This window comes from Prodigiosinella aquatilis (assembly GCA_030388725.1).
GTDB lineage: Bacteria > Pseudomonadota > Gammaproteobacteria > Enterobacterales > Enterobacteriaceae > Prodigiosinella > Prodigiosinella aquatilis.
In genome coordinates, this window is record CP128857.1 from 110,034 (window position 1) to 135,214 (window position 25,181).

24 protein-coding genes are annotated in these 25,181 nt (G+C 51.0%); 18 read left to right on the forward strand and 6 right to left on the reverse strand.

The features are described 5' to 3' along the window. The first annotated feature begins 130 nt into the window (after window positions 1-130). The 3 genes from coaBC (at window position 131) to slmA (ending at window position 2,505) form a co-directional block, all read left to right on the forward strand. Entirely contained in the window at window positions 131-1,372 is a 1,242-nt protein-coding gene (coaBC, locus tag PCO85_00505) for a bifunctional phosphopantothenoylcysteine decarboxylase/phosphopantothenate--cysteine ligase CoaBC (protein ID WJV54011.1), read from the forward strand. Further along, on the forward strand, window positions 1,341-1,799 hold the full coding sequence (gene dut / locus PCO85_00510; GenBank protein ID WJV54012.1) for a dUTP diphosphatase: 459 nt from the start codon (window positions 1,341-1,343) through the stop codon (window positions 1,797-1,799). Before coaBC ends, dut begins: the two co-directional genes overlap by 32 nt. Window positions 1,800-1,908: 109 nt before the next feature. Next, window positions 1,909-2,505 (forward strand): nucleoid occlusion factor SlmA, encoded by a 597-nt coding sequence (slmA, locus tag PCO85_00515; protein WJV54013.1) that lies wholly within the window; start codon window positions 1,909-1,911, stop codon window positions 2,503-2,505. An 87-nt stretch (window positions 2,506-2,592) separates the two neighbouring features. Here the strand turns inward: slmA and pyrE are convergent, their stop codons facing one another. Then, entirely contained in the window at window positions 2,593-3,234 is a 642-nt protein-coding gene (gene pyrE, locus PCO85_00520; GenBank protein ID WJV54014.1) for an orotate phosphoribosyltransferase, read from the reverse strand. A gap of 242 nt (window positions 3,235-3,476) precedes the next feature. Continuing rightward, entirely contained in the window at window positions 3,477-4,190 is a 714-nt protein-coding gene (gene rph, locus PCO85_00525) for a ribonuclease PH (GenBank protein WJV54015.1), read from the reverse strand. 187 nt (window positions 4,191-4,377) lie between these two features. Between rph and PCO85_00530 the strand changes: the two genes are divergently transcribed. The 11 genes from PCO85_00530 to PCO85_00580 all read left to right on the forward strand — a co-directional run bounded on the left by PCO85_00530 (window position 4,378) and on the right by PCO85_00580 (window position 15,658). Next, window positions 4,378-4,764: a DUF202 domain-containing protein gene (locus PCO85_00530; protein WJV55951.1), complete on the forward strand. Its 387-nt coding sequence runs from the start codon at window positions 4,378-4,380 to the stop codon at window positions 4,762-4,764. 10 nt (window positions 4,765-4,774) lie between these two features. After that, a complete protein-coding gene (locus tag PCO85_00535) occupies window positions 4,775-5,119 on the forward strand; it encodes a DUF202 domain-containing protein (GenBank protein WJV54016.1) in 345 nt (114 codons plus the stop codon). 301 nt (window positions 5,120-5,420) lie between these two features. Beyond that, complete coding sequence (locus tag PCO85_00540; GenBank protein WJV54017.1) at window positions 5,421-6,428, forward strand: DUF1611 domain-containing protein; 1,008 nt, start codon at window positions 5,421-5,423, stop codon at window positions 6,426-6,428. 4 nt (window positions 6,429-6,432) lie between these two features. Next, window positions 6,433-7,398 carry an L-Ala-D/L-Glu epimerase gene (gene ycjG / locus PCO85_00545; GenBank protein WJV54018.1) on the forward strand — a complete coding sequence of 322 codons (966 nt, stop codon included), beginning with the start codon at window positions 6,433-6,435 and terminating at the stop codon, window positions 7,396-7,398. A gap of 20 nt (window positions 7,399-7,418) precedes the next feature. Beyond that, the gene (locus PCO85_00550) at window positions 7,419-9,296 is read left to right on the forward strand and encodes an ABC transporter ATP-binding protein (GenBank protein WJV54019.1); all 1,878 of its coding nucleotides are present in this window, start codon (window positions 7,419-7,421) and stop codon (window positions 9,294-9,296) included. Between the two features lie 76 nt (window positions 9,297-9,372). After that, the gene (locus tag PCO85_00555; GenBank protein ID WJV54020.1) at window positions 9,373-10,914 is read left to right on the forward strand and encodes a glutathione ABC transporter substrate-binding protein; all 1,542 of its coding nucleotides are present in this window, start codon (window positions 9,373-9,375) and stop codon (window positions 10,912-10,914) included. 18 nt (window positions 10,915-10,932) lie between these two features. Beyond that, the gene (locus PCO85_00560; GenBank protein WJV54021.1) at window positions 10,933-11,853 is read left to right on the forward strand and encodes an ABC transporter permease subunit; all 921 of its coding nucleotides are present in this window, start codon (window positions 10,933-10,935) and stop codon (window positions 11,851-11,853) included. A gap of 8 nt (window positions 11,854-11,861) precedes the next feature. Continuing rightward, entirely contained in the window at window positions 11,862-12,758 is an 897-nt protein-coding gene (locus PCO85_00565) for an ABC transporter permease subunit (protein ID WJV54022.1), read from the forward strand. Window positions 12,759-12,767: 9 nt separating this feature from the next. Further along, window positions 12,768-13,826: a P1 family peptidase gene (locus tag PCO85_00570; protein ID WJV54023.1), complete on the forward strand. Its 1,059-nt coding sequence runs from the start codon at window positions 12,768-12,770 to the stop codon at window positions 13,824-13,826. Between the two features lie 10 nt (window positions 13,827-13,836). Continuing rightward, window positions 13,837-14,658 (forward strand): M55 family metallopeptidase, encoded by an 822-nt coding sequence (locus PCO85_00575; protein WJV54024.1) that lies wholly within the window; start codon window positions 13,837-13,839, stop codon window positions 14,656-14,658. A gap of 40 nt (window positions 14,659-14,698) precedes the next feature. Then, window positions 14,699-15,658 (forward strand): isoaspartyl peptidase/L-asparaginase, encoded by a 960-nt coding sequence (locus tag PCO85_00580; GenBank protein ID WJV54025.1) that lies wholly within the window; start codon window positions 14,699-14,701, stop codon window positions 15,656-15,658. A 263-nt stretch (window positions 15,659-15,921) separates the two neighbouring features. On the opposite strand, the gene rsmJ is transcribed toward PCO85_00580, so the two are convergent. Both rsmJ and prlC read right to left on the reverse strand, forming a co-directional pair. Continuing rightward, on the reverse strand, window positions 15,922-16,683 hold the full coding sequence (rsmJ, locus tag PCO85_00585; protein WJV54026.1) for a 16S rRNA (guanine(1516)-N(2))-methyltransferase RsmJ: 762 nt from the start codon (window positions 16,681-16,683) through the stop codon (window positions 15,922-15,924). Beyond that, window positions 16,680-18,722 (reverse strand): oligopeptidase A, encoded by a 2,043-nt coding sequence (prlC, locus tag PCO85_00590; protein WJV55952.1) that lies wholly within the window; start codon window positions 18,720-18,722, stop codon window positions 16,680-16,682. Before prlC ends, rsmJ begins: the two co-directional genes overlap by 4 nt. A gap of 429 nt (window positions 18,723-19,151) precedes the next feature. Between prlC and PCO85_00595 the strand changes: the two genes are divergently transcribed. Both PCO85_00595 and gorA read left to right on the forward strand, forming a co-directional pair. After that, a complete protein-coding gene (locus PCO85_00595; GenBank protein WJV54027.1) occupies window positions 19,152-19,994 on the forward strand; it encodes a 23S rRNA (adenine(2030)-N(6))-methyltransferase RlmJ in 843 nt (280 codons plus the stop codon). Window positions 19,995-20,144: 150 nt separating this feature from the next. After that, on the forward strand, window positions 20,145-21,494 hold the full coding sequence (gorA, locus tag PCO85_00600; GenBank protein ID WJV54028.1) for a glutathione-disulfide reductase: 1,350 nt from the start codon (window positions 20,145-20,147) through the stop codon (window positions 21,492-21,494). A gap of 248 nt (window positions 21,495-21,742) precedes the next feature. Here the strand turns inward: gorA and PCO85_00605 are convergent, their stop codons facing one another. Then, window positions 21,743-22,381, reverse strand: coding sequence for a LysE family translocator (locus PCO85_00605; protein ID WJV54029.1), 639 nt, complete (start codon window positions 22,379-22,381; stop codon window positions 21,743-21,745). A 15-nt stretch (window positions 22,382-22,396) separates the two neighbouring features. Then, the gene (locus tag PCO85_00610; protein WJV54030.1) at window positions 22,397-23,173 is read right to left on the reverse strand and encodes a YqcI/YcgG family protein; all 777 of its coding nucleotides are present in this window, start codon (window positions 23,171-23,173) and stop codon (window positions 22,397-22,399) included. A gap of 121 nt (window positions 23,174-23,294) precedes the next feature. Between PCO85_00610 and PCO85_00615 the strand changes: the two genes are divergently transcribed. Both PCO85_00615 and PCO85_00620 read left to right on the forward strand, forming a co-directional pair. Next, complete coding sequence (locus tag PCO85_00615) at window positions 23,295-24,206, forward strand: LysR substrate-binding domain-containing protein (GenBank protein WJV54031.1); 912 nt, start codon at window positions 23,295-23,297, stop codon at window positions 24,204-24,206. A 318-nt stretch (window positions 24,207-24,524) separates the two neighbouring features. Beyond that, on the forward strand, window positions 24,525-24,923 hold the full coding sequence (locus PCO85_00620; GenBank protein WJV54032.1) for an NUDIX domain-containing protein: 399 nt from the start codon (window positions 24,525-24,527) through the stop codon (window positions 24,921-24,923). Window positions 24,924-25,181: the final 258 nt, after the last annotated feature.

Consider the following 25,181-nt stretch of genomic DNA (forward strand, 5'->3'; position numbering starts at 1 on the left):
GGTGCGGGGTAAATATGGCCTCGCACCATATCAAACATAAACTCATAATGGGAAAATCCAGCACAACGGCCAGATCCCGGAATGCTTATGGTAAAATACGGCATCTTTCGGCTGACAAGCGGATATAACGATGACAGATTCTTCCCGTCTGCATGGACTTTCCGGCAAACATATCGTATTGGGTATCAGTGGGGGAATTGCCGCCTACAAATGCCCGGATTTGGTGCGGCGTTTACGTGATAACGGGGCTGAGGTGCGGGTGGTGATGACGCCGGCGGCCAAAGCTTTTATTACACCGCTAACCCTGCAAGCCGTGTCCGGTCATCCGGTTGCTGATGATTTACTGGATCCTGGGGCGGAAGCCGCGATGGGTCATATCGAGCTGGGAAAATGGGCAGATTTGGTGATTCTGGCGCCAGCTTCTGCAGATCTGATTGCACGTCTTGCTGCGGGTATGGCTAATGATTTATTAACCACCGCATGTCTGGCGACATCAGCACCGATAGTTGTGGTTCCGGCGATGAATCAACAGATGTACCGTGCTGTGCCAACGCAGGAGAACCTATGCAAGTTGGCAGAACGTGGTGTCCAACAGTGGGGACCTGACAGTGGAAGCCAGGCGTGTGGTGATGTTGGTCCAGGCAGGATGATTGACACGTTGGATATTGTGGCGCGGGCGCAGCAGTTTTTTTCTTGTGTCAACGATCTGCAACACCTCAATATTATGATCACGGCGGGACCAACTCGTGAAGCGCTTGATCCGGTACGTTTCATCAGCAACCACAGTTCCGGGAAAATGGGATTTGCCATTGCTCAGGCGGCAGCGGCACGGGGTGCCAACGTTACGCTGATCGCGGGACCGGTAGCTATACCAACCCCCGGCAATGTCCGGCGGATTGATGTCATCGGTGCGTTGGAAATGCATCAGGCCGTAATGATGGCCGCACCTCAGCAGCATATTGTCATCGGTTGCGCGGCGGTCGCTGATTACCGGGCCAAAACCGTGGCGGATGAAAAAATCAAAAAACAGGGTGATGAAATGACTGTTACCCTGATAAAGAATCCAGATATTATCGCTGATGTTGCCGCGATGAATAAAAATCGACCTTATGTTGTCGGGTTTGCTGCTGAAACCTGTAATGTGGAAGAATACGCGCGGCAGAAACTGGTCCGTAAGAATCTGGACCTCATCTGCGCAAACGATGTTTCTCTTTCCGGTCATGGTTTTAATACGGAAACCAATGCGTTACATCTTTTTTGGCTCGGTGGGGACAAGCCATTGCCGCAGTGCAATAAGCGCCTGTTGGGTCAACAGTTAATTGACGAGATTGTCAGCCGTTATGATGAAAAAAATCGACGTAAAAATTCTTGACGCACGTATTGGGCAACAGTTCCCATTGCCTACTTATGCGACGCCAGGGTCTGCGGGCCTGGATCTACGCGCCTGTCTGGACAACGCTATCGAACTAGGCGCGGGCGAGACAACGCTGGTGCCAACCGGTTTGGCTATTCATATCGGTGATCCGACGCTGGCGGCGGTTGTCCTACCGCGTTCCGGGCTGGGCCATAAGCACGGTGTGGTACTGGGTAATCTGGTGGGTCTGATAGACTCCGATTATCAGGGTCAACTGATGGTATCAGTCTGGAACCGTGGCAAGCAGTTGTTCACCATTGAACCAGGCGAACGTATTGCACAACTGGTGTTTGTACCGGTAGTTCAGGCTGAGTTTAACTTGGTTGATGATTTTGTCAGCAGTGAACGAGGCGACGGTGGTTTTGGTCATTCTGGCCGAAACTGACGTGTAGTCAGCGCTTTACCTCTCAAAAAATATAAGCCACAGCGCATTTCGCGACTGTGGCGTTACTTGATGTTTGTCAGTTAACTTTTTTATCAAGGGTCTTTCATACATGGCAGAGAAAGAAAATAAGAAAGGGAATCGTCGCGAGGAAATTTTGCAGGTGTTGGCGCAAATGCTGGAATCCAGTGATGGGAGTCAGCGTATTACCACTGCGAAGTTGGCCGCTAATGTAGGGGTTTCTGAAGCGGCACTGTACCGGCATTTTCCCAGCAAAACACGGATGTTTGACAGCCTGATTGAATTTATTGAAAACAGTCTGACTACCCGTATCAACCTGATTCTGCAGGATGAAAAAGACACATTTAACCGTCTGCGTTTGATATTGCTGCTTATTCTGGGATTTGCAGAAAAAAATCCGGGATTGACCCGCATTCTTACTGGTCATGCGCTGATGTTTGAACAAGATCGCTTGCAAGGGCGGATTAACCAGCTGTTTGATCGTATCGAATCACAGATAAAACAGGTCTTGCGTGAGCATAAATTGCGTGGTGGACAGTCTTTCAGACATGACGAAACTCTGTTGGCCAGTCAGTTGCTGGCCTTCTGTGAAGGTATGCTTTCTCGTTATACCCGTTCTGAATTTCGCTACCTTCCCACACAGGAATTCGACCTTCGCTGGCCATTGCTGGCCACTCAGATGTGTTAGCTTTATGTCTGGAATGGTTTGAATCGGGCGCTTGTCGTCAATGATTATCGCGCCGTTGATGACTATCGCTTATATGCTTTCGTCTTGCTATACGCCGTATTGATCGCGATACGCCTGCACAGCGGTTAGATGGTCGGCCATCTCCGGTTTTTCCGTTAGATAGGCAATTAATTCCTTCAGGGTAATGATGGAAATCACTTTGCAGTGATAGTCGCGTTCCACTTCCTGAATAGCGGAAATGTCACCGCGGCCACGTTCCTGACGATCCAGCGCAATCAATACCCCTGCCAATGTAGCGCCCTGTGCAGCGATGATCTCCATGGATTCACGAATGGCGGTGCCAGCAGTAATCACGTCATCTACCAACATGATGCGACCGGTTAACGGACTGCCGACCAAATTGCCCCCTTCGCCGTGTTCTTTGGCTTCCTTGCGGTTAAAACAGTAAGGCAAATCCCGGTCATGATGTTCAGCCAGTGCCACGGCTGTGGTGGTGGCAATAGGAATACCTTTGTATGCTGGCCCGAACAGCACATCAAACTCAATGCCGGAATCCATCAGCGCAGCAGCATAAAAACGGCCCAGTAACGCCAGATCACGACCGGTATTGAATAGTCCGGCATTAAAGAAATAGGGGCTGGTACGCCCTGATTTCAGGGTAAATTCGCCGAATTTTAATACCTGTTTGTTGAGCGCAAACTCAATAAACTGGTGTTGATAGGTTTTCATGAATGCATCTCCTTGTGATGGTGCAAAATTATAGGGCCATAAAAAAGCGACCGTCGACAAACCTACGTATAGCGTCAGAACGGCGATAATGAGAAAGAAGAGTAAAGCATCCGCGCCAGGGATGGCGCGGCTTGAGCTTACAGGGAGGTGCTTGTAGCGTCTTTACGATCTTCTCATTATCGTCGCTATATAGACTTTGTCATCAAACTCAAGCGACCGTCGAGGTCGCTTTAAGAACATGATTAGGCTAATGCCGCTTTCTGCGCCTGGACGATGGTTTCAATTCCGCCTCGCGCCAGCGCCAGCAATGACAACAGTTCCTCGTGGCTGAAAGGTTCACCTTCTGCCGTACCCTGAACTTCAATCATGCGGCCATCTTCTGTCATCACCACATTCATATCGGTTTCAGCGACTGAGTCTTCCACGTATTCCAGATCGCACACCGCTTCGCCGTTAACAATCCCCACCGATACGGCGGCGACCATGCCTTTCAGCGGGTTTTTCTTAAGCCGACCGCTGGCAACCAGACCATTGAGGGCATCGGCCAAGGCGACACAGGCACCAGTGATGGATGCCGTGCGGGTACCGCCATCGGCTTGCAGAACGTCACAATCCAGCGTGATGGTGTACTCACCCAGGAGTTTAAGATCGATAGCCGCACGCAGAGAACGGGCGATCAGACGCTGGATTTCCAGTGTACGGCCACCTTGTTTGCCTTTTGCTGCTTCACGGGCATTACGGCTGTGGGTTGCGCGTGGCAACATGCCATATTCGGCGGTCACCCAGCCTTGTCCCTGTCCTTTCAGGAAGCGCGGGACGCCTTCCTCTACCGTCGCATTACACAGGACTTTGGTATCGCCAAATTCCACCAACACCGAACCTTCGGCATGTTTTGTGTAATTGCGGGTTAATTTGAGGGGACGTATTTGTTGTGCACTTCGGCCTGCAGGGCGCATGGCTCATCTCCGGCTGGTTTATTGACTGGCGCGCATTATACGGCCTTCATTGCGCTGTGCCTACCGGCAAGACAGATGAAAATTTATGCAACCATGTTATATGGGGTATGGCTGTCGGTTGTGGAGCGCCGCGTTCATGATGTGTAGAATGCCTGCATCGTCTACTATCAGGCTTGCCGATAACACCATGAGTGATTCCCCGCAGACTACCAGAATATCGCCCAAGAAAATTCCCTGGCAACAGCAGGGCAGTACGCCGGATTATCGCTTTTCCCTGGCTAATGAACGTACCTTTCTGGCATGGATCCGTACTGCGATGGCATTTCTGGCTGGCGCAGTGGCTATCGATCAGTTTGCGCTTAATCTGGCACCGTTAATGGTACGGGAAGGTGCGGCTATTTTTCTTTCGTTTGTCTCGGCACTGCTGGCATTTATGGCCTATCGTCGCTGGGTTTCCAATGAATTGGCGATGCGTACCGGAAAAAGTCTGCCCTATACCCGGATGTTGATCATGATCGCCAGCTGCATTATCGGTATTTCGGTGATGTTGGCACTGGTCATTTTACTGATTTAAGGCAAGGTGAATGGTGAACAACCTGACTTCACACCGGGATCCGGGTCTACAGCCTGAACGTACTGGGCTGGCATGGTCCCGCACCGCATTCCTGATGCTGGTGAATAGCGTATTGCTGCTGAAAGCCGGATCAATGAAAAATCAGATGGTCATGCTGGTCGCCGGTATACTGCTGCTACTGGTTACTCTTGTCATGTACATCTGGTCCGCACTGCGATTGCGTTTTATCCTGCATACCAACCATCCTTGCTCCGGGCTGACTATTCACATGGCGCGTTTTTTTACGTTAGCCATTGTGGCTACCGCGCTGCTAGTAGCATTGCTAAATATCATCCACCTTATCACCATGGCTTAATACGGTTTTTATTGATGTCAGTCATCAGGGTTGCGTAAACCCGTCATCTTTCAAACTAGTGGGTATATTGGTTTGATCGCTGTTTTAATCCGATTTTACAGCTATAACATTAACGTATGGTTATGGCATTACCATCATTTATTTGGTGTTATTTAATCCCACTAAATTATTATTTAACAATGGGTTAAGTTGTTTTCACGGTATAACCTAAGGTTATACCCCACTCATAAACAAGTATTCGTCAGTATAGATGCATCGTGGAATAGTCTTATCAATCTCATTTGATCACGGATAAGACATTATGCTGATTCCTCAACCTTACCTGCTTTTCCTTGGTGACGTGACTGATCCGCTAGCGGTAAAAACGGCACGTGGCATTTATTCCTGGCGCCCTGAACAGTGTGTCGGGCAATTGCGTTTGCCGGGCAGCACTGTGTCACTAGGGTTGGACGATCTGAATATTCAGGCCGCTGTCGCCCACGGTGCCAAAACACTGGTCCTGGGTACGGCTAATGCTGGCGGATTTCTTCCACAACACTGGATCGTCACTGTATGTGAAGCTATCACTGCCGGTATGAATGTCGCCAATGGTCTGCATCAGCGCCTGACTGACGTACCGGGTTTGCAGGAATTGGCTGATCAGCATCAGGTACAGTTGTTTGATATTCGCCACATGCGGCCGGAGCTTACCGTGGGTAGCGGTAAAAAACGCAGCGGTAAACGCGTACTAACGGTCGGTACAGATTGCTCCGTCGGCAAAATGTATACCTCACTGGCACTGGAAGCGGCCATGCGTGCGTTAGGCATGAAGGCGGATTTCCGCGCTACCGGTCAGACGGGTGTTCTGGTCGCGGGTGACGGTATCGCTATTGATGCGGTGATCGCCGATTTTATTGCCGGTGCCGCCGAAGCCTTGTCTCCAGCCAACGAAGATGATCACTGGGATATCGTCGAAGGACAGGGGTCGTTGTTTCATCCGTCTTATGCGGGTGTCAGTACCGGTCTGATTCACGGTGCGCAGCCGCACTGGCTGGTGATGTGCCATGAAATGGGCCGTCCTCATATGCGTCATTTGCCGCATCAGCCGATGGTCAGTCTGGATGATTGCGTAGAAGCCAACCTGCGGGCTGCACGGGTGACTAACCCTGACGTTCAACTGGCTGGTTTTGCCATCAATACGTCCGGCCACAATGAGCAGGAAGCGCGTGATTACTGTGACCAGCTCAGCCAGCAGTTTGGTGTCCCGGCCACTGACCCGATACGTTTTGGTATTGACGACATCGCCGCACTGCTGAGAGACCGAGGATAAGCTGATGCGACAGATGCAGATTGAAACGGTAGAACTGCCGCTGGCCCGACCTTTCTCTATCTCCCGCAGTACTCGTACTGCCGTGACGGTAATACGGGTTACGCTGGAAGAAGGTGGTTTTATCGGACGCGGTGAATGTACACCGACTGCGCATTACCAGGAAACCGCCGAGAGCGTCAGCCAGCAGCTGCAAGCAGTACACCAGGCGGTGGAGAACGGTATCACGATCGATGGCCTGCAACGCCTGTTACCGCCAGGCTCGGCACGTAATGCACTGGACTGCGCTTTGTGGCGACTGAATGCGGCACTGAGCAAACAGACATTGTGGCAATACCTGAATATTCAGCCACCGCAATCAGTGATCACGGCCGAAACCTTAAGTCTCGATACGCTATCAAACATGGCGAATATGGCGCAGGATGCGGTATCCTGCGGTGCGCTGCTGCTGAAAATCAAACTTGATCGTGATCTGATTCTCGAAAAAGTGGCGGCGATTCGGCAGGTGGCACCCAATGTCACGCTGATTGTCGATGCCAATGAGGCCTGGAGCGGTTTGGATCTCGATTCATTACTGAAATCGCTGGCGGCTTACCATGTAGCGATGGTGGAACAACCCCTGCCTGCCGGTAACGATGCCGCACTGGCGGATTTCGCTCACGCCATCCCCGTATGCGCCGATGAAAGCTGCCATCACCGGGGCGATATTGCCGGGCTGCGTGGCCGCTATGACATGATCAACATCAAGCTGGATAAGTGCGGTGGTCTGACGGAAGCGCTGTCTATGGTGGAAGAAGCGAAACAGCACGGTCTGCGTTTGATGATGGGCTGCATGTTAGGTTCATCGCTGGCGATGGAAGCGGCGTTACCCGTGGCGATTTGCGCTGAACACGTGGATCTGGATGGCCCTATCTGGCTGGCGGCCGACAGTTCGCCATACCTAACCTATAACCTTGGCCGTATCTGGCTATGAGCAACACAACCGGAGTGACGATGACGGATATCACGCAAACTGAACCGGTAGCCGCCACAGCATCCGGTAATGCACCTCGCCCGGTGCTGGAAATCAAAAACCTGAGCGTCAGCTTCAGTGGCCGTTCCGGTAAGCACCTGGCACTAAAAGATGTCTCTTTTACCGTTAACAAAGGTGAAGTGGTCGCGGTCGTGGGTGAAAGCGGTTCGGGCAAATCTGTCACCTCCCTGACAGTGATGGGACTGCTGGCTGAGGCTGCCAGGATTGAGCATGGCGATATTCACTTTACCGCCCGCGACAATCAGCGGCATGCGCTGCTGAATCTGAGTAGCGAGTCTCGTCGCCAGTTGCGCGGACGGGAAATGTCAATGATTTTTCAGGAGCCGATGACCTCACTCAATCCGGTGCTGAAAGTGGGCGATCAGATCACCGAAGCGCTACTTGACCACCAGATGTGTGATGCCGTCAGTGCGGATAAAAAAGCCCGCGAGTTATTGCACAAAGTCCGCATTGCGGATGTTGACCGGGTGATGGACAGCTATCCGCACTCACTCTCCGGTGGTATGCGTCAGCGAGTGATGATTGCGCAGGCGCTGGTTTGCGATCCGCAGTTATTGATTGCCGACGAACCCACCACAGCACTGGATGTCACCGTACAGGCCCGCATTCTGCAAATCCTGCGCGATCTGCAACAGCAGGGCGACATGTCTGTGCTGTTTATCACCCACGATATGGGCGTGGTGGCAGAAATTGCCGACCGGGTGGTGGTGATGTATCAGGGGAAAGTGGTTGAGCAGGGAAGTGTGGAAGCCGTTTTTAAGCGCCCACAGCATGCCTATACTCAGGCGCTGCTGGCTGCGGTGCCTCGCCTGGGGGATATGCAAGACAATGCGTGGCCACGACGCTTTCCGCTGCTGGGCCAAGAGAACCCGGAACCGGAGCAGGATCATATCACCGCACAGTATGACACCCCACCGCTACTGGATGTTCACGGACTGAAAGTTTACTACCCGGTAAGCACTGGCATTCTGTCCACGGTCACCCATCGGGTGCACGCGGTGGAACAGATCGATTTTACCGTCTGGCCGGGGGAAACGTTGGCGATTGTCGGCGAAAGTGGCTGTGGCAAATCCACCACTGGTCGGGCATTGCTGCGGTTGGTAGACAGCGAGAGCGAAAGTTTGTTGTTCCAGGGGAAGGAAATTGCCGACATAAAAGACCGGGCGTTCCAGCCGTTGCGTCGCAAAATGCAGATGGTATTTCAGGACCCGTATGCCTCGCTTAACCCGCGTCTGACGGTGGGTTTCACCATTGCCGAACCCTTATTGCTGCACGGGCTGGTGAAATCACTGGAGGAAGCCACGCCTCAGGTACAGGCGTTGCTGAAAAGTGTCGGTCTGCAACCGGAACATGCTTGTCGCTACCCGCATGAATTCTCCGGTGGTCAGCGTCAGCGCATCGCCATTGCCCGCGCTATGGCGCTACAACCACAGATAATCATCGCTGATGAGGCCGTCTCGGCATTGGATGTTTCCATTCAAGCCCAGGTAGTCAATCTGATGATGGAGCTGCAGCAGAAAACCGGTGTGTCATGGATTTTTATCTCCCACGACATGGCGGTGGTTGAACGTATCGCCAACCGGGTGGCGGTGATGTACCTCGGACAGATTGTGGAAATCGGGCCGCGCCAGTCGGTATTCAACAACCCACAGCATTCATATACCCGTCGCCTGCTGGCTTCCGTGCCCGTGGCGGATCCTACCCGGCGCTATGCGCGTCAGTTGGATGACAGTGAAATCCCCTCACCGCTGCGTAAGATTGGCGAAGTGGTGGAAAAAACTCGCTATCGGCAGGTTGCCCCGCACCACTGGGTGAGCGAAAGCGAGACCGTAAGTTGAAGTAAGCAAGTTATTATATAAATAAAACAACACATTACAGCATAACACAACGTCATAACATTACAGGAGAGACACCATGAAGCTACTATTTAGCCGATCCGCCGTCGCCCTCGGGCTGTCATTGTGTCTGGTGGCCGCATCCCAGGCGCAAGATCTTCGTATTTCCATGTACGCTGATATCACCGGACTCGACCCACATGATACGTCCGATACCCTGAGTTACTCCGTGCAAAGTGGTATTTTCGAGCGGCTGTTCCAGTTTGATAGCCAGATGAAACTGATACCGTGCCTGGCAACGAGCTATACCGGTAACGCTGATGCTACCGAGTTCACCATTACGCTGCGTAAAAATGTGACCTTTCAGGACGGCACGCCGTTTAACGCCGAGGCGGTGAAAGTCAACCTGGATCGTCTGGCTGATCAGACCAAAGGTCTGAAGCGCAACAGCCTGTTCAAGATGATTAAAAGTGTAACGGTGCTTTCTCCTACCGAGGTGAAAATCGATCTCAATCAGTCATTCGGTGCGTTTATCAACACGTTGGCACATCCGTCTGCCGTTATGCATAGCCCGGCGTCACTGAAGCAATATCCGGATGAAGCCCAACTGCGCGTGCATCCGGTAGGAACCGGGCCGTTCAAGTTTGAAGAATGGCAACAGGGCAAAGACGTGAAGCTGGTGAAGTACAATCACTACTGGCAGAAAGGCTGGCCAAAAGTAGACAGCGTGACCTTCTATCCCAGCCCGGAAGACTCTACCCGTGTGGCATCATTGAAATCCGGCCAGTCGGATGCGATCTACCCGCTGCCGTCTGATCTGGTTAGCGCCGTACGTGATGACAGCAAACTGGCGATTCAACGCGATCCCAGCATCTATCTGTACTATCTGGCGCTTAATACCCAACACACCCCGCTGAAAGATATCCGTGTACGCCAGGCATTAAACTACGCTATCAACCGTAACATCTGGTTGAAAGTCGGTTTTGCCGGTATGGGGTTGCCAGCGTCTTCGGTGATGGCTCCACGAGTCCAGTTCTTCAGCAGCCAGCATACTCCCAACTACACCTATAACCCGACCAAAGCGAAAGAACTGCTGAAAGAAGCCGGTTATGCCAAGGGTCTGGAACTGAACCTGTGGACCACTAACCGTACCGACTACGTGCGTAGTGCACAGTTCTTCAAACAGCAACTGGCGCAGGTAGGGATCAAGGTAACAGTCACGCCGATGGATTCTGGCTCCCGTAACGAGAAACTGTGGGGCGTGAAGGATCCGAAGGATGCGGCGTTCGATATGTATTACGGTGGCTGGTCGCCTTCTACCGGTGATGCTGACTGGGCGTTGCGTCCGCTGTTTGCCACCGAGTCCTGGGTGCCGAAAGCCTACAATGTGTCTTACTACAGCAATCCGGCGGTGGATAAAGACATCATGGCCGGACTGGCTACCGCTGATAATAGCAAACGTGCCGCAGCGTACGCCGATGCTCAGAAGTTGATCTGGAAAGATGCCCCTATGGTATTCCTGGGTGTACCGGACAATCTGGTGGGTAAAGTGAAAAACCTGTCTGGCGTTTACATGCTGGCAGATGGTTCGCTGGTCTTCGATCAGGCTGAGTTCAAGTAATCACGCAGGGAGAACGCCATGTTTGCTTATTTTGTCCGACGTTTGCTGGAAATGATCCCGGTGTTACTGGTGGTCTCCCTGTTGGTGTTCGGTTTTATAAAACTGTTGCCGGGCGATCCGGCACGAACTTACGCCGGGCCTGATGCGCCGATTGAAGCGGTGGAAGCGGCCCGCGTACATCTGGGGCTGAATGACCCGCTGCCAGAGCAATATATCCACTGGCTGAGCGGTATGGCGCATGGAGATCTGGGTGTCACTTATCGTACCCAGCAACCGGTGCTGAGCGTGATCGAGAAGAGTTTTATGCCCACGATGTGGCTGGCCCTGGCCGGGTTCGCCTGGTCGGTGGTGCTTGGTCTGCTGATCGGTGTGGTATCCGCCCTTAAACGTGGGAAATGGCAGGATTGGTCGCTGATGAGTATGGCGGTAGGTGGGATTTCCATGCCGCCGTTCTGGCTCGGCTTGCTGCTGATTCAGTTTGTTGCCATGCCGTTTGGGGTGTTTTCTGTCAGCGGTTATAACCGCCCATCGGATATTATTCTGCCTGCGTTGACGCTGGGTGCCTCGGTGGCGGCTGTGATGGCTCGTTTCACCCGCTCCGCTTTTCTGGAAGTAACACAAGAAGACTATGTGCGTACTGCCCGGGCTAAAGGGTTGCGCAACCGGTTGGTGACCTGGAAACACGTAATGCGTAATGCGTTGATTCCGGTAATCACCATGCTGGGGTTGCAGTTTGGTTTTCTGCTCGGTGGTTCGATTGTAGTGGAAAGCGTATTCAACTGGCCGGGACTAGGCTGGTTACTGATCGAATCAATCAAAACACAAGACCAGCCGGTTATTCAGGCGCTGGTGATGTTATTTGTGTTTGAGTTCATTTTTATTAATCTGCTGGTAGACCTGCTGTATGCGGTGGTCAACCCGGCAATTCGCTTACGTTAGGAGCTGCGATGAATCTTCCTGCTGAGCCCGCTGTGGCGGTATCTCTTGACGAAAGCTCTATCCGTTCACCGTGGAGCGATTTTTTTCACGCCTTTATTCGCAATCCGACGGCGCTGATTTCCGGTGGTTTTATTCTTCTGTTGGTCTTGATGGCGATTTTTGCGCCCTGGTTGGCACCTTATAACCCGATGGACTCGGACTGGATGGCGCTCTCCTCACCACCGTCTTTCAGCCACTGGATGGGGACCGATGATCTGGGGCGCGATGTGCTGAGTCGTATCATTTATGGTGCACGAATTTCGCTGTATATCGGTATTTTCTCTGTCACGCTGGGTATGCTGGTGGGCATTGTGCTCGGTCTGTTGGCAGGCTACTACGGCCGTTGGGCGGATATGTTGATCATGCGTGGTTCGGATGTGCTATTCGCTTTTCCCGGCATGCTGCTGGCGATTGCGGTGGTCGCGATCCTCGGGCCAGGTCTGAATAACGTAATTATTGCGGTGGCGGTATTCAGCGTACCGGTATTTGCCCGTATTGTGCGAGCGTCCACATTGTCGCTCAAACAAGCCGCCTATGTGGAGGCAGTACGCTGCGCCGGTGCGCCGGATCGTATTATCCTGCTGCGTCATATTTTGCCGGGTACGTTGTCCAATGTGATCGTCTATTTCACCATGCGTATCGGCACCAGCATTATCACGGCGGCCAGCCTGAGTTTTATCGGTCTCGGCCCGGAACCGGATGTGCCGGAATGGGGCAACATTCTGGCCATGAGCCGCAGTTCGATGATGGCCGGACAGTGGCATGTCAGCGTATTCCCCGGTCTGGCGATTTTCTTCACCGTGTTGGCGTTCAACCTGCTGGGTGATGCGCTGCGTGATACGCTGGATCCAAAACTGAAAAGCTGAGATATCGACATGACTTGCTACCAACAGGCACGACTGGCCCCACTGCTGCAACGCTGGCGCGATGCGCGCCGACTGGGTTCCCCGCGAGGTATCAGCGGGCCGGGCAACAGTATCAGCGATGTTGCCGGGGTGCGTGTTGGTCATGTTACGTTGGCGGATGGCGGAGTTCAGACTGGTGTCACCGCTATTGTTCCGCCTGGCGATAATCTGTTTCTTCAACCGTTGCCTTGCGGCGCGGCGGTGCTCAACGGTTTTGCCAAACCGGTGGGCTTGATACAGATTGAAGAATTGGGACAGTTGCAAACTCCCATTCTACTCGGCAATACGTTGTCGGTTGGCACGCTGTTTACCACGCTGGTGCGGGATGCTATTCATAAAAACCCGGAACTGGGCCGTGAACTGCCCACCGTTAATCCACTGGCGCTGGAGTGCAACGACGGTTGGCTGAACGATATTCAGGCACTGGCGGTGACGGAATCAATAGCGCAGTCCGCATTGAATAATGCCGCTGCAATGTTTGCACGCGGCAGCGTCGGTGCCGGTCGAGGTATGAGCTGCTTCGGCCTGAAAGGTGGCATCGGTACTGCGTCACGCCTGATTGCGGATCTTGATGCCACGCTGGGCGTGCTGGTTCTGGCGAACTTCGGCACGCTCTCTGCCTTGACGCTGGATGGTGTACAGGCCGGAGACGTTATCGCGCCACTGCTGCCAGAGCTGGCACCGCAGCGGGATGCCGGATCGATCATCATTATTATGGCGACTGACGCACCACTCGATGCGCGTCAGCTCAGCCGCATTGCCAAACGCGCCGGAGCTGGGCTGGGTCGGCTCGGTAGCTATTGGGGTCACGGTTCCGGTGATATCGCGGTGGCTTTTTCCACCCGATTGATACCACAACCACCGGACGATGCCCAGCTTGAACCGTTACTGAGTGCCGCCGCCGATGCGACCGAACATGCCGTGCTGGATGCCATGCTACAGGCAGAAGCAGTGACGGGTTTTCGTGGACACTATCGACCCACACTGACGCAGGTGCTGGATCGTCTGGTACAGGTTTTTCCCGATTGAGGAACGAGTCATGAGAGTCTTTATTTCAGCGGATATTGAAGGTATTGCCGGTGTGATGCGTCCGGAGCAATGCAGCCCCGGCAATCCGGAATATCAGCTCGCTCGCGGGCTGATGGAACAAGAAGTGAACGCTGCTATTGACGGCGCGTTTGCCGGTGGTGCCACCGAAGTGGTGGTCGCCGACAGTCATGGGGCGATGACCAATCTGCGTGCAGAGAACATCGATACGCGTGCCCGGTTGGTACAGGGCAAACCGCGTGGATTATCCATGGTGGAAGGGCTGCAACAGCAGCCGTTCGATGGCTTGATGTTCATCGGTTATCACAGTGCCGCCGGCGAATTCGGTGTGTTGGCGCACACCATTAATGGCCGTGCTTTCTACCGGGTAAAAATCAATGGCGAAGTCATGGGCGAAAGCGATATCTATGCCGCTGCCGGGGCTGAGCTGAATACCCCACTGTGGCTGGTGAGTGGTGACGACACCCTGCAACACTGGATTTCACATTATTACCCGGCGGCGGATTATGTGTGCGTGAAACGGGCTATTTCCCAGACTGCCGCAGAATCCATCAGCCCGGAAGCGGCCCGCCAGGCTATCCGTATCGCCGCCACACAAGCGGTACAGAAGGCGCACCGGGAAAAAACATCGCGCATACAGGCACCGTATCAACTGGAAATGACGGTGGCCAAACCAGTGCTGGCGGATCTGTTCTGCCTGATCCCCGGCGTACAGCGTCAGGATGCGATTTCGGTGACCTACACCAGCCAGACTATGGCCGGTATTATCAGCCTGTTGTGTGCTTTTTCTTATCTGGCCACCACGCAGAATTAACGTTTGGCGATAATCTCATCTGTTGAAAAAGAGAAATGCAATGAAACCGGTTATTGTGATCCACGGTGGCGCAGGGGCGCTGACCCGCTCATCAATGAGTGATGATAAAGAGCAACGCTACCGTGCGGCTTTGCTGGCGGTTATCAGCCGTGGTCAGGAGATTCTGGCCCAACGTGGTACGGCGCTGGACGCGGTGACGGAGGCGGTTCGTCTACTGGAAGAGTGTCCGTTATTTAACGCTGGCAAAGGTTCGGTGTTTACCCATTCGGGGACGCATGAACTGGATGCCAGCATGATGGATGGCCGCACACTGGATGCTGGTGCCATTACTGGTGTCAGTCATGTTCGTAATCCGATACTTGCGGCCCGGGCCGTGCTGGAGCGCAGTCCGCATGTGATGTTTACCGCAGCTGGTGCTGAAGCTTTTGCTCGTGAGCAAGGGCTGGAGATGGTGGAGCAGGCATTCTTTTCTACCGAAGAGCGCTATCAACAACTGCTGAATGCCCAGCAAGGCGCGGGCAAAGTCGTGCTGGATCATGATGGACAAAGTGCGTCAGGCAGTGATGAACCTATCGATCCCAACCATAAATTCGGCACTGTCGGTGCGGTGGCGCTGGATGCTGAGGGCAATCTGGCGGCGGCGACATCGACTGGCGGCATGACCAACAAGCAAGTGGGGCGTGTTGGCGACTCACCGATTATCGGCGCGGGTTGTTATGCTAACAACCAGACTGTAGCGGTTTCCTGTACTGGTACCGGTGAAGTCTTTATGCGCACGGTGGCCGCCTATGACGTATCGGCTCTGATGGAATACGGCAACATGCCACTGCCGCAGGCAGCAGAACGGGTAGTGATGGAAAAAATACATGCGCTGGGTGGTAGCGGTGGCCTGATTGCCGTTGATCGCTATGGCAATATTGCTTTGCCATTTAACAGTGAAGGTATGTACCGCGGTTACGCTTATGTGGGTGGCACACCGACGGTGGGGATCTACAAATAATCGTCACGAGTGTGATGATAATGTTGCGTCTCAGCCCGAGATACTCGGTCTACCATCACTGAGTGTCACTCCAGTGGTTTCGTCGCTATGACCTATCGGCATGCGCTCTGATATCTGACAAAGTGAGCTGCTTTGCCATTTAAATGACCTCCTCCCTTTTTTCAGGGGCGGTGTTAACCCACTTTAGATCATGATGTTACCCCTGCCCTTGTAAAAGGGGGGAGGGGTTATAATCAGAATGTTTGTTATCAAATGTGGTCACCTCACTCGTGGTGAGGTGGTTGTGGCAGATAAAAATCAAAGCGGTGGCTTTTGGTTTCCAGCGCGGATTGTGCCGGGATACCGGCCAGCGGCGGGGCATAGTCGGGGCGTTTGACCACCACGCGTTTTTTCGCCAGCGCCAGCGCCGGAGCCAGTAGCGCATCAGCATCGTCATCGGTGCCGACCAGTGTCTGGAACACTCGCATCTCTTTTTTCACCAGCGCGCTTTTTTGTCGGTGAGGAAACATTGGGTCTAGATACACCACGTCAGGCGGTGGGGTGATAGCGGCCAGTGCGGTCACGCTGGAGGCATGGATCAGCGTCAGGCGTTCACGTAACCAACCACCAATCTCAGGGTGCTGATAACCGCGCTGTAAACCATCATTCAGCAATGCGGCGACGATTGGGTTACGCTCGACCATGCGCACACGGCAACCCAGTGATGCCAATATAAACGCGTCACGCCCCAGTCCGGCGGTGGCGTCCACCACATCCGGCAGATAATTCTTTTTGATCCCTACCGCTTTGGCAACTGCTTCGCCGCGGCCACCGCCAAAGCGGCGGCGGTGCGTCATGGCTCCCGAGGCGAAATCGACATAAATCGCCCCAAGCTTCGGTTCATCCAGTTTGCGCAACTCTAGCCGTTGTGGCGTTAACACCAGTGCTATTGTGGCGTTTGGATCGACAACTAATCCCCAGCGCTCGGCTAATGCGTTGAGGGTGCCGCTGTCGGCACCCTCTTCGGTCAGCAAGCCTATCTTCATTCTTTAATGCCGTAATGGTGCAGCATGGCATCCAGTTTCGGTTCACGACCGCGGAAGCGTTTAAACAGTTCCATCGGTTCTTCCGAACCACCACGAGACAGGATGTTATCCAGGAATGATTGGCCGGTAGCGCGGTTGAAAATACCTTCCTCTTCAAAACGGGAATAGGCATCCGCCGCCAGCACATCCGCCCACAGATAGCTGTAATAACCAGCAGCATAACCACCGGCAAACACGTGGCTGAACGCGTGTGGAAAACGGCCCCAGCTTGGGCTGGGTACGACGGCGACCTGCGCCTTGATTTCTGCCAGTGTCGGCAGGATACGGGCACCTTTGGCCGGGTCGTATTCTGTATGCAGACGGAAATCAAACAGGCCGAATTCCAACTGACGCAGGATAAATAGTGCGGCCTGATAGTTTTTGGCCGCCAGCATTTTATCCAGCATCGCTTGTGGCAGAGGTTCTCCGGTTTCGTAATGACCAGAGATGAACGCCAACGCGTCAGGTTCCCAGCACCAGTTTTCCATAAATTGACTCGGTAACTCGACCGCATCCCATGGCACACCGTTGATGCCAGCGACACCAGCGGTATCGATTTGAGTCAGCATATGGTGCAGCCCGTGGCCGAATTCATGGAATAGTGTCGTCACTTCATTATGGGTGAACAGCGCTGGTTTACCGTTAACCGGGCGGTTGAAGTTGCAGGTCAGGTATGCCACCGGTTTCTGGATGTCGCCGTTGTCCTTGCGCAGACGACCGACACAGTCATCCATCCAGGCACCACCGCGTTTGTTTTCGCGGGCATACAGGTCGAGATAGAAGCTGCCACGCAGTTCACCATTTTCGTCAAACAGATCGAAAAAGCGGACTTCCGGGTGCCATACGTCGACGTCCGTGCGCTCTTCGGCACGGATGCCATACAGGCGGTTGACGACTTCAAACAACCCTTTCAGTACGCGTGATTCAGGAAAGTAAGGGCGTAGTTGCTCGTCACTGATGGAATAAAGGTGCTGTTTTTGATGCTCGCTGTAGTAGGCAATGTCCCAGGCCTGCAATTCTTCCACGCCATAATGTTCTTTGGCGAAAGCGAGCAGTTGCGCCAATTCCTGTTCCCCCTGGGGACGGGCACGTTTGGCCAGGTCGGTCAGGAAGTCGATAACCTGCTGTGGTGTTTCCGCCATTTTTGTGGCCAGGGATTTATGGGCAAAACTCTCGAAACCTAGCAGTTGCGCCAGTTCGTGACGTAGCGCCAGTTCTTCGGCCATGACCTCGCTGTTATCCCACTTACCGGCATGTGGGCCCTGATCGGAAGCACGGGTGGCGTAAGCGCGGTACATCTCCTCACGCAATGCCTGATTAGCGCAGTACATCATAATGGGCTGATAGCTGGGGATATCCAGCGTTAGCAGCCAGCCATTCTGTTCTTTGCTCTCTGCTAGCGCTTTGGCTGCTGCCAGTGCGCTTTCCGGCAAGCCTTCCAGCTCGCTGACATCGGTGATCAATTTGGACCAACCCATAGTGGCGTCCAGCACATTGTTGCTGTAGAGCGACCCCAATTCGGACAGGCGTGCGGTGATTTCACCGTAGCGCTTTTGTTGGTCGGCGGGCAGGGCGATACCGGACAGTTCGAAGTCGCGTAGCGCGTTATCCACGGTTTTTTTCTGTGCCACACTAAGTGCCGCGTAGTGTGTACCGTCACGTAGGTCGCGGTAAGCACGGTACAATCCGGCGTGCTGGCCTACCCAGGTACTGTATTCAGAGAGTAACGGCAGACACTGTTCATAGGCAGTGCGCAGTTCGGGGCTGTTTTTGACCGAGTTCAGGTGACTGACCGGCGAAAAGAGGCGTCCCAGTCGGTCATCACTTGCAGTCAGTGGCTGGCACAGGGTTTCCCAGGTAAAAGGTCCTGACTGTGCGACAACCTGCTCCACCGCCTGACGGCAGTCATCCAGTGCGGCCTGTATGGCAGGCACAATATCTTCCGTTTTTATCCGGGAGAAAGGCGGCAGGGTAAACGAGGTAAGTAATGGATTGGTCATGGCGCAGTCCTGAATAGCGTTGATGATTCCTTGTCCTATCACTGACAAGGCTGACATAACTTGCGGATTAACCACTAAGATGCGGTCAAAGATTGTGAAAATCAATGGCTGAAAGGCCACCCCGAAAGCATCTTCCATCATGTGACGAAACACCGCACATGTTTTTGGTGGTTTTTACCTTAGAATGCGGGGAAATGCGCAAAACTTCAGGAAAAGCGCTGTATATCGGTATTTGCGGGTTATTTTGTGCACCTGACAGTTTATACTGTGCCAATAACGCTCTTCTGTCTTAGTAGTTAATGCATTGATTCAAAATGAATTTTTTGTTTTATCAGAATGATGGGTGCGTATGTTCGTGAGTTCGCCAGCAGTCTGGACCGCGCAGGCTCTGTTTTGTTTATATCAAGTCATCGGAAAGCCATTACCACTATGTTAAGTTACCGTCACAGTTTTCACGCTGGCAATCATGCCGATGTCGTGAAGCATACCGTTCAGAGCCTGATCATCACTGCGCTGAAGGAAAAAGAAAAACCCTTCCTGTATCTGGATACGCATGCGGGTGCTGGACGCTACCAGTTGAAAAGCGAACATGCCGAGCGCACCGGTGAATATCTGGAAGGAATTGCCAAAATCTGGCAGCGTGACGATATTCCCGCCGAGCTCGATCCCTATATGCACGTGGTGCGTACTTATAATCCGAGCGGCCAGTTGCGTTATTACCCCGGTTCACCACTGATTGCACGTCAGTTACTGCGTGAGCAGGACAAAATTCATCTCACCGAACTGCATTCCAGTGATTTTCCGCTGTTACGCAATGAGTTCCAGAAAGATTCCCGCGCCCGTGTCATCAAGGCTGATGGTTATCAGCAACTGCGCTCCCAACTGCCGCCGCTGTCGCGCCGTGGTTTTATTCTGATTGATCCGCCATATGAGCTGAAAACCGATTACCAGGCTGTGGTGGAAGGGATTAAAGAAGGGCACAAACGCTTCGCCACTGGCACATATGCGCTGTGGTATCCGGTGGTGCTGCGCCAGCATATCAAACGGCTACTGAAAGATCTGGAAGCCAGCGGTATCCGTAACATCCTGCAAATTGAACTGGCGGTGCTGCCAGATAGCGATCGGCACGGTATGACAGCCTCCGGTATGATCGTGATTAATCCGCCATGGAAACTGGAAGCGCAAATGAAAAGTGTGCTGCCGTGGTTGCATCAGGTGTTGGTGCCGGCCGGTACGGGTCATACGCGGGTGGAATGGGTAGTGCCTGAATAAATGACCATAGATTCGTCGTCTGTCAGTGTTCAATATCGGAGCGGATAGCATGGCCCTATTTCAGCAATAACAAAAGTGGCCTTTGCGAGAAGGCGATCACTGGCGTTACACTCTAAGCAACTTTTTATTTGCATAGGCATGGATCTCTTGATGACTAAACATTACGACTACCTTTCCATTGGCGGCGGCAGTGGCGGTATTGCTTCGATTAACCGTGCGGCCATGTATGGGAAGAAGTGTGCGTTGATTGAAGCGAAGTATCTGGGCGGCACCTGCGTTAATGTCGGGTGTGTGCCGAAGAAAATCATGTGGCATGCTGCGCAGATAGCAGAAGCGATTCATCAGTATGGCCCGGATTACGGTTTTGACGTGACAGTGAATCATTTCAACTGGGACATGTTGCTTAAAAATCGTAGTGCCTACATCGACCGTATTCATCAGTCTTACGACAATGTGCTGGGTAAAAATAGCGTTGATGTGATTCAGGGGTTCGCCCGCTTTGTGGATGCACACACCGTAGAAGTAAATGGTGAGCGCATCACCGCCGAGCATATTTTAATCGCGACCGGTGGACGTCCTACCCATCCGAATATTCCCGGCGTGGAATATGGTATCGATTCGGATGGATTCTTTGAGCTACAAGCGCTGCCGAAACGCGTAGCGGTGGTGGGTGCTGGTTATATCGCGGTAGAAATTGCTGGTGTGCTGAATGCACTGGGTGCAGAAACACACCTGTTTGTGCGTAAGCACGCGCCGTTGCGTCAGTTTGATCCGCTGATTGTTGATACATTACTGGAAGTGATGAACACCGAAGGCCCGACGCTGTATACCGAATCAATTCCCAAAGCGGTGGTGAAAAATGCGGATGATAGCCTGACGCTACAGCTGGAAAATGGCGCAGAACATACAGTGGATTGCCTGATCTGGGCGATTGGCCGTGAGCCAGCTACCGATAACCTGAATCTGACGGCGGCGGGTGTTGCGCTGAATGAACAGGGCTACATCACGGTGGATAAGTTCCAGAACACCAATGTGCAGAACATTTATGCCGTAGGTGACAATACTGGCGCGGTGGAACTGACGCCAGTGGCTGTTGCCGCAGGTCGTCGTCTCTCTGAGCGTCTGTTTAACAACAAACCGAACGAGCATCTGGATTACACTAATGTTCCGACTGTAGTGTTCAGTCATCCGCCGATTGGCACCGTAGGCCTGACCGAACCGCAGGCGCGCCAGCAGTATGGCGATCAGGTAAAGGTGTACAAATCATCGTTTACGGCGATGTATACCGCCGTGACCCAACACCGTCAGCCATGTCGTATGAAACTGGTATGTGTGGGGCCGGAAGAGAAGATTGTCGGCATACACGGTATCGGCTTTGGCATGGATGAAATGCTGCAAGGTTTTGCGGTGGCGGTGAAAATGGGCGCTACCAAACAGGATTTCGATAACACTGTAGCGATTCACCCGACGGCATCGGAAGAGTTCGTTACTATGAGGTGATGGTGTAGAAAGCTATCTATATAGCGATCAAAATCTGGAAGTTTCAATTATCAGGTCAGGTACTTCGGTATCCTGACCTTTTTTACGACGGGTGAAATTGCAGTTCTGACGAAGCACCCTGATTTAAGGTGACACTGAATTGAGTCCGGGATCAAAAGAACCGGAGATCTCAAAAAATTAGCAGGACTAAAAATGTCATCCTCAGGGATACCGTGAAAAGATATTGAGGCTAATTAATGTTGTCCATTTTAGCAGAGCAGCTCATGACTGGTATAAGTAAAACCGGCTATCGCCACCAATAGTAAAAAAATGGATGAAGTTATAGAAACCTTCCTTTTATTTCGGCTGAAAAACGTCCCTTTTGTGATGAAAATATAAAAAAGTAATATCATGAAATCCATAACTATCCACACACTGGAAAGTACCACCATACTGATACTGAAAGAGCGAGTGATACCGGTGAACTGTGGAAAAAATGAGATGAAAAAAATAATATCTTTGGGATTAGATATACCAACCAAAAATCCTTTAATAAAACCGGTGTTGGTCTGCTCAGAAGGAATTGAATCTGATATTGCGTTTTCGGTTGTATTATTTTTTCTGAAATCCTGATACAAAGATTGCAGTGCAATGTAGGCTAGAAATAAGCAGCCTGTCAGGCTGATAATATTAAGAAATGTTCTACTGATTGAAAATACGCCAGCAATGACCATTGCTGCGATGGCGATTAACAGTAGAGAAGCCCAGTTTGTGCCAATGCTGGTGAGAATGGCGCGCCGATGACCACAACGAGAAGTTGTATTAATTATAAGCGCTACAACCGGGCCCGGAGTAATGATTAGCAAAAAAATTGATATCACATACAGTGTCAGTAGTGGAATATTCATTACGCGATCTCCTCGTTATTTTTTTTTGGGTTTTATGACGAGAGGGCAACGTTGCAAGACAGTATCACCGGGTTCGTTCAACTGATATTGTCTCCATTCATAATTATGGGAACTACCAAAGAATCCCAATTCATCAGGCACAATACCGTTGTTATAATTGCAAACTCGATTTCTGATTCGCTCTCTGACTTTTATACCCTTTTCATCTTGGTTACTCGCAAGAATATCGAAGTTTTTTCTTGGGTTAATAATAAAAACGATATGATTACCCAAATTACGACTTTTAAGTTTTAGATGATGTGGACAACTTATATTAATAAAGAGTTCGATGCCATTAAAACAAAATGACCATAGATGATTATCCGGCTCTGATGGTATGTTATCCGGCCAGTTGGCGGGATCGTTATCGTGAATCATCTGAAGCTGAGACCATGCAAATGCATGTTCTTGAGCCAGACACTGAAAATCTTTTTTTTCGAAAAATAATACCAAAGGACTATATAAACGCTGTTTAACCGGAACGTCCCTGACGAATTTCGTATAATTCATGATACTGTTTATCAGGTCTGACTGCGGATTCTGTTGTGCTACAAAGGTGAATATTAATGATGTATTTTTAAAAGCATGTCTGCCAAACAGGCAAGGGAAATGACCATTATTCAGTATATTGTTGAATTCACTATAAGCCTTAATTGACCAATCTTCTTGCATTTGTCCTGGGAGATAATCTCTTGCGATCATCTGAATATCAGACTGTTGATGCAGTTTGCCAGCGGTAATTTTTAATTCCATCGTTCTTTTTCCTTAAGTAAGACATTCATCAATGTAGGGTAATTATCAGGGGAACTGATAAAGTTGAAAAACGGGAAAAAGTGTCGTTTACTGTGAGTAAAACTCATTATTGGAGTCTGTCATGGTCAGGAGGCTTCCTCCACTTTATGCGTTAAGGGCTTTCGAACAGGCAGCAAGGTACTCTTCCTTTACCCAGGCAGCGCAGGTGTTATCAATTACTCCCAGTGCAGTCAGCCGACATATCAAAACACTGGAAGAAGATTTTGGCTGTCAGCTTTTTATACGGATCGGGCCCCGTGTAGAAGTAACCACAGCAGGTAGAATATTGGCACAACAACTGCGGGAAGGGTTCCATACGCTAGAGAAGGCTTGTGAGATTTTCCGTAGTAATAGCAGTGATCTGCGGTTAAAGGCACCTTCCACACTGACAATGCGCTGGTTGTTGGGTATTTTACCGGCGTTTAGTGAGGAAAACTCATCTATTCATGTCCAGATCTCCAGTGTCTGGATGGACTTCGATACGATCAACTTTTCTAACGAGCCTTATGATTGTGCAATTTTGCTGGGGAATGGGCATTTTGGCGAAGGCACGATCAGTGCCAGACTATTTGAAGAGTTGTTGATTCCAGTATGTTCGCCAACCCTGACACTTAATAGTAAATCTGACCTTCATCAGTGCGAATTAATTCATCCCTCGCCCGATCGTAGAGACTGGCGGCGTTGGTTAAAAAGAGCAGGTGATGAACTTAAGATCAATATTCATCGCGGTATGGTGTTTGACACGTTGGAGCAAGGAAATATGGCTGCCATCAGCGGACATGGTGTATCGGTGGGTGACCTTGTGCTTAGCCTTCAGGCACTAAAACAAGGGGTGTTGATGGCGCCTTTTAATGAGGCAGTTAGTACGGGTGATGGTTATTATCTGGTATGGTCAGAAAATACGCCTCGCAGATCTAACATCGATAAGCTTTATGCCTTTCTGAAAGAGCAAGTGCCAGCCATAACATGGCCTGATATCATTTATTTACGCTGACTGCGATTTTCTGACGGATTATTGCCTGTTTGTTCCTATGCTTCGCTACTTCCCTGATAGTGTCCCGGTTTGTGCCAGTTCATCGCCAGTGCTCTGATGACTGAATAGCTGGAAATCTAAGAAAACTCGTGGAACTAAAATGAGTGTGCTTACAGTTACACTTAAAATTAGTTACTTTCGAATAAAAATAATTGAATAAATAGAAAAATCACCCTGCATGGACTGGCATAAATAGGTAAGTTAAAATTTATAACTTACGTTGACATTAATCAGCAAAGCTCATAATATTTTTTACGAAAAAATTTAACAGGTAACGTTATGAAAAAATCAGCTGGGATTTTCATTAAAGAAAATTCACTTCTTGTATTGAGGACAAGAGGTAAAGATATATATTTTGCACCAGGTGGTAAACCTGAAAAGGGCGAAAATATTGAGTCTGCATTAATTAGGGAGCTAAGAGAAGAGTTAGGGGTGACTATTACAGAGAGAGATATTTCACCTTATGGTATTTTCACTGCACCAGCAGCAGGTAACGAAAGTGTTATTTTGACGATGAGTATTTTTTGGGTTAATAAATATTCTGGTGATATAAAACCATGTAATGAAATCGAAGAGGTTCTTTGGGTAAATAGCAAAAACATAGATAGTATCTCTTTGAGCTCTATATTTTTAAATGAAGTATTTTATCCATTGGTAGAAAGTGGTCATATTTCATAACAGGCAGTGATATAAAAAATAGTTAGTCCTGTTCACGTTTATCATGACTTTTGTTTTTAATGTATAGGATGTAATGTAAATAATTTTATTGCAGAAGTGGATGGTTTTGACGGCCTTGAAACTGGCAGCTTACACAGTCTCAGAGAATTTTTGAAGGTTGTTAGCCCTCTTGGTTATACCCATAACTTTTTCATAAAAGAGCAATCGTTTGCGTTGATCTTTCTTGTTGTTTTATGTGTCGGTGTAATTGGTGTACTT